The sequence below is a fragment of the Sulfitobacter sp. 1A10359 genome, assembly GCF_043558145.1.
In the GTDB taxonomy this organism is placed as follows: domain Bacteria; phylum Pseudomonadota; class Alphaproteobacteria; order Rhodobacterales; family Rhodobacteraceae; genus Sulfitobacter; species Sulfitobacter faviae.
The window spans coordinates 187,483-201,854 of sequence record NZ_JBIFGB010000006.1; the positions used below are offsets into that span (position 1 = coordinate 187,483).

The 14,372-nt window shown below is 61.0% G+C and carries 14 protein-coding genes; 9 read left to right on the forward strand and 5 right to left on the reverse strand.

Going from position 1 to position 14,372, the window contains the following annotated elements; translation table 11 throughout:
* The first annotated feature begins 121 nt into the window (after positions 1–121).
* From ACGYK2_RS14140 to ACGYK2_RS14160, 5 genes are all read left to right on the forward strand, one after another.
* Positions 122–1,141: an ABC transporter substrate-binding protein gene (locus ACGYK2_RS14140; protein WP_271689056.1), complete on the forward strand. Its 1,020-nt coding sequence runs from the start codon at positions 122–124 to the stop codon at positions 1,139–1,141.
* A 173-nt stretch (positions 1,142–1,314) separates the two neighbouring features.
* Entirely contained in the window at positions 1,315–2,574 is a 1,260-nt protein-coding gene (locus ACGYK2_RS14145; RefSeq protein WP_271689057.1) for a sodium:proton antiporter, read from the forward strand.
* 81 nt (positions 2,575–2,655) lie between these two features.
* Complete coding sequence (locus tag ACGYK2_RS14150) at positions 2,656–3,423, forward strand: ABC transporter ATP-binding protein (protein WP_271689058.1); 768 nt, start codon at positions 2,656–2,658, stop codon at positions 3,421–3,423.
* Positions 3,416–4,222 (forward strand): ABC transporter permease, encoded by an 807-nt coding sequence (locus ACGYK2_RS14155; RefSeq protein WP_271689059.1) that lies wholly within the window; start codon positions 3,416–3,418, stop codon positions 4,220–4,222. The genes ACGYK2_RS14150 and ACGYK2_RS14155 overlap by 8 nt, the downstream gene beginning before the upstream one ends.
* A 233-nt stretch (positions 4,223–4,455) precedes the next feature.
* Positions 4,456–5,370: a D-amino acid aminotransferase gene (locus tag ACGYK2_RS14160; RefSeq protein ID WP_271689060.1), complete on the forward strand. Its 915-nt coding sequence runs from the start codon at positions 4,456–4,458 to the stop codon at positions 5,368–5,370.
* A gap of 43 nt (positions 5,371–5,413) precedes the next feature.
* Here the strand turns inward: ACGYK2_RS14160 and ACGYK2_RS14165 are convergent, their stop codons facing one another.
* From ACGYK2_RS14165 to ACGYK2_RS14185, 5 genes are all read right to left on the reverse strand, one after another.
* Positions 5,414–6,823, reverse strand: a complete 1,410-nt coding sequence (locus tag ACGYK2_RS14165) for a PepSY domain-containing protein (protein WP_271689061.1) — start codon at positions 6,821–6,823, stop codon at positions 5,414–5,416.
* Between the two features lie 40 nt (positions 6,824–6,863).
* Positions 6,864–7,223, reverse strand: a complete 360-nt coding sequence (locus tag ACGYK2_RS14170; RefSeq protein WP_271689062.1) for a hypothetical protein — start codon at positions 7,221–7,223, stop codon at positions 6,864–6,866.
* 33 nt (positions 7,224–7,256) lie between these two features.
* Complete coding sequence (locus tag ACGYK2_RS14175) at positions 7,257–7,748, reverse strand: copper chaperone PCu(A)C (RefSeq protein WP_271689063.1); 492 nt, start codon at positions 7,746–7,748, stop codon at positions 7,257–7,259.
* 44 nt (positions 7,749–7,792) lie between these two features.
* On the reverse strand, positions 7,793–8,164 hold the full coding sequence (locus ACGYK2_RS14180; RefSeq protein WP_271689064.1) for a hypothetical protein: 372 nt from the start codon (positions 8,162–8,164) through the stop codon (positions 7,793–7,795).
* 431 nt (positions 8,165–8,595) lie between these two features.
* Complete coding sequence (locus tag ACGYK2_RS14185; RefSeq protein ID WP_271689065.1) at positions 8,596–9,501, reverse strand: LysR family transcriptional regulator; 906 nt, start codon at positions 9,499–9,501, stop codon at positions 8,596–8,598.
* Positions 9,502–9,678: 177 nt separating this feature from the next.
* Between ACGYK2_RS14185 and ACGYK2_RS14190 the strand changes: the two genes are divergently transcribed.
* From ACGYK2_RS14190 to ACGYK2_RS14205, 4 genes are all read left to right on the forward strand, one after another.
* Positions 9,679–11,343 carry a GMC family oxidoreductase gene (locus tag ACGYK2_RS14190; RefSeq protein ID WP_394374320.1) on the forward strand — a complete coding sequence of 555 codons (1,665 nt, stop codon included), beginning with the start codon at positions 9,679–9,681 and terminating at the stop codon, positions 11,341–11,343.
* Positions 11,330–12,712, forward strand: coding sequence for a CoA transferase (locus tag ACGYK2_RS14195; RefSeq protein WP_394374321.1), 1,383 nt, complete (start codon positions 11,330–11,332; stop codon positions 12,710–12,712). Before ACGYK2_RS14190 ends, ACGYK2_RS14195 begins: the two co-directional genes overlap by 14 nt.
* Complete coding sequence (locus ACGYK2_RS14200; RefSeq protein WP_271689067.1) at positions 12,705–13,877, forward strand: CoA transferase; 1,173 nt, start codon at positions 12,705–12,707, stop codon at positions 13,875–13,877. Before ACGYK2_RS14195 ends, ACGYK2_RS14200 begins: the two co-directional genes overlap by 8 nt.
* A 161-nt stretch (positions 13,878–14,038) precedes the next feature.
* Positions 14,039–14,311, forward strand: a complete 273-nt coding sequence (locus tag ACGYK2_RS14205) for a BCCT family transporter (RefSeq protein WP_394374322.1) — start codon at positions 14,039–14,041, stop codon at positions 14,309–14,311.
* Positions 14,312–14,372: the final 61 nt, after the last annotated feature.

The window sequence follows — 14,372 nt, forward strand, 5'->3', positions numbered from 1 at the left end:
GCAAATCGATGCCACGCTTTGGGATGATATGCTAGCCTTGGTTGTATCGGTAAACACTGCTCTCGCTTGACTTTTTGCGCAGCCGCCGACCATGCTGCGGCAAAATTGGAGGAGTAAGACCATGACCCTGTTCACCCGCCGTCAGGCCATCGCAACTTTGGGCGCCGCAACGGCTGTGGGGCTGGCGGCACCGGCACTGGCGCAGAACCGCAAGATCACCCTGGGCGCGCTGCGTTTCACCAGCCACGCGGGCAGCTTTGTCGGCTTTGAACGGGACTATTTCAAAGAGGCCGGTCTGGATGTCGAACTGCGCTTTTTCGAGGCCGCGCAGCCGATGGCTGTGGCGATTGCCAGCGGCGATGTGGACTATGCGATCACCGCGATTTCCGGCGGGCTGGTGTCGCTGGCGCAAAAGGGCGCGGTCAAGGTGATCGGCGGCGGCCTGCAAGAAGAGCAGGGCATCGACGGGCAAAAGTTCCTCGTCTCCGACGCGGCCTATCAGGCGGGCATCACTGCGCCGGGCATGTTGGACGGCAAGAGCTTTGGCATGACGCAGGCGGGGTCGTCCTTCCACTACATGGGTTCCAAAATGGCCGCGGCTGAGGGGATCGACCTCAAGTTCAAGCCGCTGCAAAAGGTCGGCGCGGTGATCGGCGCGCTGAAGTCGGGCCAGATCGACGCATGGTCGATCGTGCCGCATATCGCCAAGCCGCTGGCCGGGTCGGGTGCCGTGCATATCATCGGCGATGTGGCGACCTATCTGCCGGATTATCAGGTGACCACGGTCTTCACCTCGACCAAAAACGCCACGGATGAGCAGGAGATGACCAAGAATTTCCTCGCCGGTTATTCCAAAGGTGTCGCCGATTACAACGCGGCGATGATCGCCAAGGAAGGCGGCGATGCGGGCGTGGATGAGATGGTCGATCTGATCCACAAATATGTCTACACCGACCGCCCGCGCGACAAAGCCGCGCCTTCGATCATCAACGGCACCATGCGCCTGAACGAAGGGGCCAAGCTGAACGTCGCCTCGGTCCGCGATCAGTTGGAGTGGTTCCAATCCGAAGGGTTGGTCGATGCCGACATCACTTTGGAGACGCTGATCGACACCTCTTATGTCGAAACGGCGGGCAGCTGAACGCCCTCTCCTTTAATAGCTACACTGTGCAAGGCGCGCTCGCCAGGGGCGCGCCTTTTGCTTTCGGGCTTGCAAGGGGATTTCCGCCCCGCATGACTGGCAATGCCGCCGCGCCAAGATACCTATGATGCTGAGACGGGGCCAAGCCCCTGAGCAGAAAACGGGAATCGGCAGTGAGCGACGGCAGTTTTTTCGCCCTGAACGGCTATCATTTCGCATTGGGGGCCGTGGGGGCGGTGGTCATCCTTGCCCATTGGCTGCCCCGTTTTTTCAGCCGTCGTGAGCCTGCGGCCTCGGGGTTGTTGATCCTTTTGGGCATGGGGGTTTTCGCCCTTGTCCCCGGCATGCCGACATTCCCCGACCCCCGCGCGATGCCCTTCCCATGGGAGGTCGTCTCGGAGCTTTGCGTCATCGTCGCGCTTTTCGCGACGGGGCTAAGGATTGACCGGCTTTCGGATTGGTCCCGCTGGGGGCCGACGGCGCGGTTGCTGGCGCTGACCATGCCGTTGACGATCCTGTCGGTCGCGCTGATGGGCTGGGCCTTTGCGGGGATGACTGCGGCGGGCGCGATCCTCTTGGGGGCGGTGATGGCGCCCACTGATCCGGTTTTGGCCGCCGATGTGCAGGTTGGTCCACCGCATGAGGGCGGCGAGCATCCGGTGCGTTTCGCCCTGACCACCGAGGCGGCGCTGAATGACGGTTTGGCTTTTCCTTTCGTCTACCTTGGTATTCTGGTCGCGGCCGAGGGGTTGGCCCCGGCCTCTTGGGGCGTGGAATGGCTGGCGCGCGATGTCTTTTGGCGCATCGCCGTGGGGGCCGCCATGGGGGCTGCGGGGGGCTGGGCCTTGGGGCAGGTTCTGTTTGCAGTGCCTCGTAATGCGGTGCTGGCCGAAACCTCTTCAGGGGTGGTGGCCTTGGCGGGGGTGCTGTTGTGCTATGGCACCACCGAATTGGCCGAGGGCTATGGCTTTATCGCCGTGGCAATGGCCGGTCTGGTGATCCGGCGGGTCGAGGCGGATCACGCATTCCACCGCCGTTTGCATGACTTCACCGCCGCTGTCGAACACGCGCTGACGGCGCTTTTGCTGGTGGCGATCGGCGCGGTGATGCCTGCCTTGCTGAGCGATCTGACCCTTGCAGGCGCGGTGATCGTGCTGGCGCTGATCTTTGTCGTGCGCCCCTTGGCGGGGTGGCTGTCGCTTATGGGCACGCCGCTTGAGACGCGCCCCCGCTGGGTTATCGCGCTCTATGGGATACGGGGGATCGGGTCGATCTATTACCTCGCCTATGCGGCGGGGAAGGTCGAGTTTCTGGACGAGGAGCCGCTGTGGGCGATGGTGGGTTTTGCCATCCTTCTGTCGACCTTGGTGCATGGGTTCACCGCCGGGATCGCGGTGGACGGGCTGCGCGGCAAGGGGGAGCCGCCCTCCTAACCGACCCCGCGTGGCAGGGCGGTCGCGCCCGCATGCGGATCGCACATTGCGCGCGGGGCGTTTTTGCTGAAAAAGGGCGGCATGGATCTCAAGCTTTCCTCCGTCAGCCATTACTATGGCGAAACCCAAGTGTTGCGTGACATCACGCTCGACATTCCCTCCGGCCAGATCGTCTGCATCGTCGGCCCGTCGGGTTGTGGCAAGTCCACTTTGCTGCGGATGCTGGGCGGGTTGGAACGCCCCAGCGAAGGCCGGGTGTTGCAAATGGGCGATGCGCCGGCGGGCTGTCTGAACCCGCTGACCTATATTTTTCAGGACTTCGCCCTGCTGCCTTGGCGCAGCGTGCGCGGCAATGTGGCGCTGGTGCTGGAGGGGCATGGGCTGGGCAAGGCGCGGCGCGAGGCGATCATCGCCGATGTCTTGGCGCGGACCAAGTTGACCGATTTCGCCGATGCGCTGCCCAAGCAGTTGTCGGGCGGGATGAAACAGCGGGTGGCGATTGCCCGAGCGCTGGCTGTGAACCCTGCCGTGATGCTGATGGATGAGCCGCTGAGCGCGCTCGACAGCCAGACCCGCGAATTGCTGATGGATGACCTCGTGGCGCTCTGGACGCGCCAGCCTTTCACGGCGGTCTATGTGACCCACAACCTCGCCGAGGCCGTGCGGCTGGGGCATAAGATCGTCGTCCTGTCGCGCCGTCCGGGCGAGCTGCGCGAGGTGGTGGAGTTGGACATGCCGCTGGCCGAGCGGCGCCACGGCGATCCGGTATTGGAGGCGCAGCAACAGCACCTTTGGGGCTTGATGCGTGATGAGGCCGCGGCGGCGGATGCGGAGTTGATCGATGGCTGAAATGACGGATGTGAATGCCCGCGAGGTCATCTTTCGCGGCGGCGGCTTCCAGCCCGGCACGCGGCGCGGCGTGGGGCTTGCGGTCTTTGTGGTGCTGATCCTGCTGGCGGAATGGGGCACGCGCAGCGGTTTCATCTCACCCCTGACCCTGCCGCGGCCCAGCGATGTCTTGCTGACCTTTCAAGAGCTTTATCAGTCGGGGATGCTGTTCAAACACCTCGGCCCCTCGCTGACCCGTCTGGCGGTGGGCGCGCTGATCGGTGCCTCATTGGGCATCGGCATTGGCGTGTTGATCGGGTTGTTCTCTCTGGTCCGCGCGGGGTTGGTGCCGCTGGTGGCGGCGATCTTCCCGATCCCCAAGATCGCGCTGCTGCCGCTCTTTGTCATCTGGTTCGGCATCGACGAGGCCAGCAAATACGCGCTGATCGCCTTTGGCACCTTCACGCCCACGGTGGTGGCGACCTATGCGGCGGTCGACAACGTTGACCGGGTGCTGATCCGCATGGGGCAGAGTTTCGGGCTTGGCTGGTGGTCGATCGTGTCCAAGATCGTGGTGCCCGGCGCGATGCCGGGGATCCTTTCTGGGCTGCGGATTTCGCTGACGATCGCGATTATCCTGCTGGTGGCGGCAGAGATGCTGGGCGCGGAATATGGGATTGGGGCGTATATCCTGCAGGCGGGGAGCTTGTATGATCTGGAGCGGCTTTTCGCGGGCGTGGTGATCCTGTCGTTGCTGGGCGTGGCGGTCTCTGCGGCTGTGGCCTTTGTGGAGCGGCGCGTGTTGCGCTGGCGGGTCTAACACAAGGGCCAGCGCCTGCCCGCGGGTGGGCGATCTGACGGTCCCTCGTGCCACTTTATGGTTCAACCGTGATGTGCGTCCCGCGAGGTCACGCTCAGCCTCACCAAATCGCCTACCCGTCCGGGCGGGCAGGCGATGGCCCGGCGCCTGCGGCTTGATTCCGGGCTGGGGTGGTAGTCCTGAACGGCTTTGCTATCAATAGCGCCAACCGCCTTCACCAACGGACCCTCACCATGACCGAACACACCACCACCCACGCCGCCGACGAAGACGCGCGCAACCGCGACATCAAGATCTACGTCAACGGCGACATCCTGCACCGCGACGAGGCCAAAGTCTCGGTCTATGACGCGGGCTTCATGCTGGGCGATGGCATCTGGGAAGGCATGCGCCTCTATAACGGCACATGGGCCTTCTTCGATGAGCATATGGACCGCTTCTTCAACTCCTGCAAAGCGATCTCGCTCGATGTGGGGATGGACAAGGCCGGCATCGCCGACGCCCTGCGCCGCACGGCCGAGGCGAATGACATGCACGATGACGTGCACTGCCGCCTGATGCTGACGCGCGGGATCAAGGACAAACCCTTCCAGCACCCGTCGCTTAGCACCACTGGGCCGACGCTGGTGATCATCATGGAGCATTCCAAACCCGTGGACCGGCTGCAGTCCAAGGGCATCCGTCTGGCCTCGGTCCCGCAGGTGCGCGGCCTACCGCACAGCCAAGACCCGAAGCTTAACAGCCATTCCAAGCTCAACTGCATCATCGCCTGCCTTCAGGCCGAAGAAGCGGGCGCGGATGAGGCGCTGATGCTCGACCCGCAGGGCTTCGTGAACACCACCAATGCCTGTAACTTCTTCATCGTGCGCCGGGGCGAGGTTTGGACCTCGACCGGGGACTATTGCATGAACGGGGTGACGCGGCAGAAGGTCATCGACCTCTGCCACGCGAATGGCATCCCGATGAAGGAAAAGAACTTCTCGCTCTACGAGGCTTACGGCGCGGATGAGGCTTTCCTCACCGGCACCTTTGGCGCGCAAACCCCGGTGGCCGAGATTGACGGCAAACCTATCGGCGCGGGCGAGCGGCCTGTCACCAAACGCATCCAAGCGCTGTACAAAGAGCTGATCAAACAGCACACGGCCTGAACGCCGCGAGGGTGCCCGCCCCCGCAAAGGGGCGGGCGGCATCTTAGGAGACCATGCGCTTGAGCGCGGGCACGCGGCGCAGCAGGAGCCAATCCAGCAGCCCCACGACCAGCAGGGTGACCCCCGCCATCGGAAAGGCCAGCGCCACCACCAGACCGACCACAACCGCGCCTTTCCACAGCGTCATATTGCGCGGCGCCGGCGGGGCCGAAAGCCAACCGGCAGGATTTGCCGGGCGGCGTTTCCACCACATCACCACGCCCGAGACGCAAAGAAAGATCACCGACAGGCAAAACAGCGTATTGGCCAAAACGCTCGGCCAACCCAGGGTGCCCATATGCAGCGCGATGCCCACGGCCATCGCCTTGCCGGCCAGCGAATAATCCTCATAGCGCACATCGGCGAGGATCTTGCCCGTGTGCCGGTCGATATGCACCGTCCGGTCACTGGTGGGGTCTTCGGCATCGGTGTTCATCGAATCGCGGCTCAGCGTCCAAACCCCGTCCTCGCCGCGCGGCAGGTTCATCTGATAGCGCGCGTCAAAGCCGATCTGCCGGGCCAGCGCGTCGATGGTGTCAAGCGTGGCCGGCGTGCCTTCGGCCAATCCCGTCACCCCGGCATCGCTGCCTGAGGCGGGCATCGGGGTTTGCTCCAGCGCCCAAGGCACCTCCTTGGGCCCGTGGTTCATGCTGGCGTGGAGGTCATCCGACAGCGGGGCCTCCCATTTCTCTGCCGGGAACTGGCTCCAAGCCTGCACCATCTTCTCGCCCCAGATACCGGCCCACGACAGCCCGGAGATCAGGAAGAAGAACAGCACCACCGACACCCAAAGCCCGATCGCCCCGTGCAGGGATTTCCACAAGGCCCGCCCACGGCCCAATCGCGGAAGCAGTGCCGCGCGCAAACCGGTGCCGCGCGGCCACCAGAGGTAGAGCCCCGTGGCGATCAGCACCATGCCAAGCGAGGCCGCGATCTCGATCATGCGGTCGCCGGTCACGCCTAATAGCAGGCTGCCGTGGATGTTGTCGGCCATGTCGTACCAGCCGCTGCGGCGCGGGAAGCTGGCGAGGACTTCGGCGGTATAGGGATCGACGGCGACCATGGTCGCCACGTCATGCGCGTCCACCCGAAAGATCGCGGCCAGATCATCGGCGCGGGGGGCGACATATTGCACAAGGGTGCCGCCTTCGATGCTGGCCTGTGCGGCGGCGGCCTGATCGGAGAGGGCAAGGGGCGCGTCTTGGGGCGTGACGGCAATCCGCTCTCCGTCCCGGCCGCCGATGAAGGCGATCCAAAGCATCACGAGCCCGGTTAGGGCGAGCATGATGAAAAAGGGGATGACATAGACCCCGGCATAGAAATGCCAGCGCCAAGCGGCGCGGTAAAAGCTGTTCGCACGTTGCGTGTTGTCGTTTTGCAGGGCTGCCGCGCCTGCAGGATCGATGGAAACCATGTGTTTGGTCCTCTGACTGAATTGATATGTGGTTTGGAGGTCAGAGAACCCGTGGCGGCGCCCTTGCGCGTTTGACAGAGGCGCGGCGCGGTTTGGGCCCTGTGGCAGGGGCAGGGGGCAGCGGTGGCGCCGGGTGAAAGGTGACGGCCAAGGGCTGTACCGCCAGCCCCCTGCGTAGGGCCGCGAGGGAGTGCTGGTTCCAATCGCAGGGCTTGTGCTCGGGCTGCACCGGTTCGCCATCCGGCCCGATGGTCACCGTCTCCACCCCGTAGCCCGTGCACAGCACCATGGTCAGCGCGCCTTGCTGGCGCTCTGGCATGGTTCCGGGCGCGAGCGCCGAGAACGCCCCAAACAACAACACCACCGCCCAGAGGCAGAGGTGTTGAAGCGGGCCGGTCAACGCCTTGCGGCGCATCCTGCGATGGGCTTGGGCTTAGTGTTTATGCTCGTGCGAGGAGTGATCCATTCCGCCCGCGTCATGCCCGCGGCGGCTTTCGACATTGAACGTCACATCCAAGGTTCCGGCCTTTTCAAAGGTCAGGGTGGCAGGAATTTTCTCGCCTTCCTCAAAAGGGTCACCGTCGAGGCCCATGAACATCACATGCAGCCCCCCGGGCTTGAGGGTGACAGTCTCGCCCGCGGGCAGGTCGATGCCGTCCACATGCGACATGCGCGCGACGCCCATGTCATCGGTGGTCGTCTCGTGGAGAGAGACTTCGTCAAAGCCCTCGGCGCTGATGCTGACAAGACGGTCGGCAGTGTCGCCGCCATTGGTGATCGTCAGATAGCCGCCGCCCACGCGGGCGGTTTTCGGGGTCTCATAGGCCATCGGGTGATCGACGGTCAAAGCGCCTGCGGTGTACTCATGCGCGGCGGCGGGCAGGGCGAGGAGGGCAGCCAAGGCTGCGGTATAGAAAGATTTCATTGTCATGTTCCATTGTCTGAGATGTGCAAAAAAAAAGTGGTGGCTCAGACGAAGGGAGGCCCCCGGACAGGCGGTGGCGCCCCGGCGGGGCTGCGTGGTGCGCCCAAGGCACGGGTCAAGCGGGGCGTGGCAAAGTGCAGCGCCGCGCGCGGCAGCAAGACATCCGCCGGGTTGAGCAGGATCAGTGCGTTGACGATGCGGCAGGCTTCGCAATCCAATGCCGCATGGTTCTGCCCTTCGACCGGCCCATCGCAAAGGTCGCTCAACGTGCCGCCCGCTTGGATAAAGGCGATGAACGCCGGATCCTGCTGCACCTGCGCGGTCGCCCGATGGGCGAAAGGCAAGCTGGCAAGGGCCAGCAGCAGCAAGAGGGTCAGGCTGGCCCGAAGCGAGGATATGCGCGAAACGGCGGACATGCGCCCTGATACCCCGGCTGTCGCGGCAAGGCTATAGGGTGCTTTGATCTGCGACGCGATGTCGTAGGCCGGGCGCTGTGCGGGGGATGTCTATCGAGGGAGAGTGTTGGCTGGGATGGTAGAATACCCCAGTCAGTCGATCCCGTTCATCGGCTTACGTCACGAGAAGCAGAATCAGGGGCGCTTTTGGGGGCATTTGGGTGCCCAGAGGCGGCAGGATATCCATCTCGGTAGGTGGCCCTTTTCGGAGGCTAAAAGGACAGACAGGCAGTATCTTGATCCTAGGATGGGAGCCCAGCGCCTCCCAGAAGGACTAACCCAGAACAGCAAAAAATAGTGAGGAAGAGCCGCCCCGCCCGAACACCTCTAAGGATGCACGGACGGGGGATTATGGTGGGGATAGCGAACTGGAAGGTTTAGAGATCGACCGTTCACCATACTTTCTGCAACTGCTCGAAGAGCGCGGCGATCACCGGGTCTTGCATCCTGTCCTTGAACGCAATGAGTATAAGGCAGGCGGGCACGTGCAGGCTCTCGCTGACGGTAAGGCCAGAACTTTGACGTTCATGTAGCGCGATGGACTCGCGGCATAGGCTCAGCCCCACACCAGAACGGACCATTTCTAGCATAGAGGCTTCATGGTCGACCAGCGCGACCACCTTTTGACGGCAGTTATGCCGCGCAAAGATGTTTCCTAAAAGGCGATTATGGGCCGAGGCGGGCGAGGTGCCGATCCAAGGAAGGGTTGCAAGCTGCGCCCAATCATCAGTGGAGAGCTGCGCCTCCCAGCCTGCGGGTGCAATGACGCGATAGGAGAATTGAGCTAGCGTTTTGGTATGCAAAGGCCGTGTCGAAGGAATTGAATTCGCTTCATCTGGATCGGTGAGGTAGAAGCCTGCATCAAGCTGGCGTCCCTTCAGCATGCGCAGGATGTCACCGCTGATACCGTGTACCAACTCTGTCGTCACTTTGGGATGGGCCTTGCCCAATTGGCTTAGCAACCGTCCAAGACGGATGAACTCAGGATCGACAATCGTGCCGATTTTCAGTTTGCCTGACAGCTCACCAAACTGCGTGCTCGCGCGGCGATGGAAATCGGACATGGCAGCGAGAACCTGCTCTGCCAGCGGTAACAGTGCCGTGCCATCAGGCGTGAGCACCAGGCCGCGCGGCGATCGGGTGAACAGGGTGACACCTAGGTCCGTGCTTAGTCGTTTAATCTGATGGCTGAGCGCGGGTTGGGTGAGGTTAAGCACCTCGGCTGCACGCGAGACGCTGCCCTCACGCGCGACGGTTGCGAAAGCCAGAATTCCATTCACGTTCGTCAGCCTATCCATATTAGAATCTTTAATATCAGGCGAAGGAATTTGTCATTAGGAAAGCCGCGCATGGCTAACTAAACCTTGGCTGATGTTGCAGCGGCGTGGGGGCGTTGGCGTAGTGAGTTGCGCGGTTCGATCGCAGCGAGCCCCCTCGCACGAATGCTGCAGCAAGAACAAAGGGGAGGCCGGGTGGTGTCGCAAACCGAGAGTGAATTCGACTTTATCGTCATTGGGGGCGGTTCCGCGGGGTGTCTTTTGGCCAATCGGCTAAGCGCGGATCCGAGCAACCGGGTTCTGCTGCTCGAAGCGGGGCGGCGGGACAACTATCACTGGATCCATATTCCTGTCGGGTACCTCTATTGCATAGGCAATCCGCGTACCGATTGGATGTACAACACCGAGGCTGATCCCGGGCTGAACGGCCGGGTCTTACGCTATCCGCGCGGCAAGGCTTTAGGAGGCTGCTCTTCTATCAACGGCATGATCTATATGCGCGGGCAGGCCAGAGACTACGACAATTGGGCGTCCCTTTGCGGGGACGAGGACTGGGGCTGGGAAAGCTCTCTGCGCGATTTCATGGCGCATGAGGATCATCAAAAGCTTGAAGATGGCGCCGACCCGACCACGGGCGACAACAGCCGATTTTCCGACATGCATGGCCATGGCGGGGAATGGAGAGTTGAAAAGCAGCGGCTGCGCTGGGACGTCTTGGATAGCTTTGCCGATGCGGCAGAACAGGCAGGAATCGAGAAGACAGAAGATTTCAATTCTGGTGACAACGCAGGTGTTGGCTACTTTGATGTGAACCAGCGCTCTGGTTGGCGGTGGAATACGTCCAAAGCTTTTTTGCGGCCCGCCAAGGATCGGCAGAACCTGACGATCTGGACTGAAGCACAGGTAGAAAAGCTGGTATTCGGCGCTAATCCGCAAGGACAGCTACGCTGCACCGGCGCGCGGGTTCAACGTAAAGGGCAGGCGATTGAGGTGACTGCGCGGCGTGAGACAGTACTATCAGCCGGTGCGATCAACTCCCCACAGATATTGCAACTGTCGGGTATTGGCCCGGCAAACTTGTTAAAGACGCATGGCATCGAGGTGGTGCGAGACGCTCCTGTTGGGGAAAATCTTCAGGATCACCTGCAGATCCGTGCGGTCTATAAGGTGGCGGGGACACGAACACTGAACACATTGACGGGGAACCTTTTGGGTAAGGCCGCCATTGCGGCAGAATATTTCTTCAAGCGTTCCGGTCCGATGAGCATGTCCCCCAGTCAGCTCGGGGCGTTCACGCGCTCGGACCCGAAACGGACTTATGCAAATCTCGAATATCACGTGCAACCTCTGAGCCTCGAAGCCTTCGGTGACGACCTTCATAAGTTTCCGGCAATTACGGTCAGCGTTTGCAACCTCAACCCATCCAGTCGCGGGCATGTCCGGATTCGGTCTGCCAATTTCCGCGATGCGCCGATGATCTCGCCAAATTATTTGGCGACAGAAGACGACCGCAAAGTTGCCGCCGACAGCCTACGCCAAGTGCGCGAGATTATGGCGAAGCCTGCGATGCGGCCTTATGAGCCGGAAGAATACAAGCCCGGACCCCAATATCAAAGCGACGCAGATCTCGCCAAACTCGCGGGAGATATCGCCAATACGATCTTTCACCCTGCCGGTACGGTCAGAATGGGAAGGCTTGACGATGATCGCGCCGTTCTCGACCCGCACCTGCGAGTGAAAGGCGTAGCAGGGCTGCGGGTGGTCGATGCCAGTGTCATGCCGGAAATAGTCAGCGGAAACACCAATTCGCCCACTTTGATGGTCGCGGAAAAAGCAGCACGCTGGATTCTTGCCGGCCAGTAGACACCCCATTTCCCGAGGAGGAAATATGCGAAACTCTAAATCCAACCTTCCTTTGACCGGGGTAAAAGTCATCGACTTCGGTCAATATATCGCTGGCCCTGCCGTGGCGATGTTGCTGGAGGATCTGGGCGCTACTGTCGTACATATTGATCCCCCGGACGGACCGATGTGGGACAGCCCGGCCAATGCTGCGCTGATGCGCAATAAGATGATTGTAACGCTTGATCTGAAATCAGAAGAAGGGCTGGCGCAGGCACGGGCGCTTTGCGCCGAGGCTGACATCATTGTTGAAAACTTCCGCCCCGGCAAGCTGGCCGCACTCGGAGTAGACTTTACCGAGATGCGCACCGCGCGGCCCGAGTTGATCACCGTGTCTATCCCCGGGTTCGCCTCCAACGATGCCGAACGGCGTGAACAACGCGCGTTTGAAAGCGTCGTCGCGGCGAGTTCCGGGGTCTTTACGGACATGGGTCTAAATCGTGTCCTTATGGGGTTGAACCCGTCCTTCTCTCCCTTGCCGCTGTCGTCAGCCTATGCCTCGCAGATTGCAGCCTCGGCCACTGTGCTGGCGCTTCAGTCGCGGCAATTGACCGGATTGGGAGATCATATCGAAGTGCCGCTGGCCGTCGCTGTGATGGAAGGACTGTGCTACAATTCAATCAAGGTCGCAGATATGCCGCAGCGCTATCTGACGCAGCGCGAGATCGAAATCGAACGCCGCCGTGTCGAAGGCCTGCCCATGAACGTTTCATATGAGGATTTGCAAGAACTACTGGATCCGTTCTTTCGCAGCTACATGTGCAAGGACGGGCGTATGTTCTACGTCGTTTGCCCCAGCCATAAACACCATGCCCGGCGCTGTCTTGAGGTGTTGGGCCTTTATGACGAAATGGTTGAGGGGGGGCTTCGGGAAGAAGACGACACCTATAAGCCGCAGGCGGAATGGGAGTCAGATACCTCACTTGGTGTCTATCCGATGCCGAAACCTTGGGCCGATAAGATCGCGGCTCGGATGAAAGAAGTCTTCATGACCCGGACCTCTCACGAGTGGAAACGCATGTTCGGGCGGGCTGGAATTCCGGGCGCACCGCAACGTTGGTTGCAAGAGTGGATTAATGACGAATACGCCGAAGCTTCCGGCCTGATGATCGACGTCGATGATCCGATTTACGGAGAGATGACCCAACCCGGCCCGGTGGTGTGGATGGAAGAAAGCGGCGAAGAGGCGCTGGCCACCGCACCGCGCCAATGGGTTGAATTCGATGTGGCCCTGAAGGCTTTGCGCAAACTTCGGACTGATATCCCCGAACCGGAAGAGGGCATTGATCAGGAGGGCTGGCTCGGGCGTTCAAGTATTGGACATGTGTAACGTGATCGCAGGGCCGCATGCCGCAAGCTATCTGGCGCGGTTCGGTGCTGAAGTGATCAAATTGGACCCGGCCACGCCGCTTTACGACAGCTGGAACACCGTGATTTACGGGATGAGCCAAGGGCGGGGAAAGAAATCCATTCTGGCGGACATCAAATCTGAGCATGGTCGCAAGGTTTTTGAAGACCTTGTGAAATCGGTTGATGTGATCTTTTGGAATGCGCCCGACAGTCAGATCCGCCGGATGGGCCTTGATGCTGAAAGCCTGCGTAAGCTGAATCCCGAAGCGATCTTTTGTAAACTTGACTGCTTCAGCGGCGTTCAACGCGGCGTGCGGACCGATTACATCGGCTATGACGACCTCGTACAGGCTACAACGGGGATCATGCTGCGCTTTGGCGGTGCGATGGACCGGCCCGAAGAGCACGCCCATGTGGGCACCATCGACGTGATGTGTGGCTTCGGCGGCGCTTTGGCTGTGGCGGCGTCGCTTTACCAGAAACACCGTTTCGGTCGGATCGGGCGGGGGCGTACCTCGCTGAGTTCAAACAGCGGCCTGCTGCAAATCCCCTTCGCCTATGATTTCCGGGGGCGGGGCCTCTTCGATGAACCTTCAGGGCCGGAAGTGAATGGTTACGACCCGCTCAGCCGTTTTTACAGTACCGCTTCGGGGGTTTATATCCTGCTCAGCGCCTATGAAGCAGACCTACCTCGTTTTCGTGCTGTGGAAGGACTCGAAGACCTGCCAAATGTGCCTGCGGAAGAGCGTGCCGCTTTTCTGGCGGGGGCTTTCCAGTCCCACCCCGCAACCGAATGGATCGCCCGGTTGCGTAGTGCCGATATCGGCTGTGCGTTGTGCAATAACATCGACGAATTACGCTCAGAGAATATGCGCGAGCCGGATGGCTCGCCGGGCACCGAACGGGGCAGTTACTCATTCTCGCAGTATGCAGATCATCCGAGTGGCCATGAGGTCATTCAACTTGACCCCTACGCCGTGCGTCCGGAACGAGGGCGGGTCTTTGCGTTGCCGCCAACCGAGAAGTTCGGAGCCTCCACGCGCATGGTTCTGGCCGAGCTAGGCTATTCCGATGGCGCGATCGAGCGGATGTTGAAATCGGGGCAGATCAGCGAAAGCTGGAGCGGAGAATACCTGCCTAGCTAGCAAAAAATTAGGGCGGCGCCGAACGGGCTGCCCTTCCTTTGCAGCGTACTCGGACAACCAAGGTGCTGCGTTACCCGAATGGTTCGGACCAGTCATGTCGTGCATCGGTGTACGGCAAGTGGAGGATGCTGTCTGGATCTTATTGCCATGATGGAGGATATATGGCCTACAAACCACCCTTAATGGATTTGCACATCGCAACCACACGCCGGGGATTCTACTCCGGCTTTACCCGCAGTGTCGCTATTCCATCGAAAATTCTGGTGAGCGCCCTTATCGTCTGGGCGATAACCGTCCCAGCGAATGCTGCTTCTGTACTGAACGCGCTCAATGGCGCAATGCTGAGCAGTTTTGCCAGTTGGTACATTTGGGTGGTCGCGCTCTTTTTACTGCTTTGCATCGGTTTGGCGGTTGTGCCTGTTGATTGTCACTGAGAACTGACCCGGTATTTTCACCGAGATTTGACCCACCCTCAGTTATGCGTCGTGGTTTATG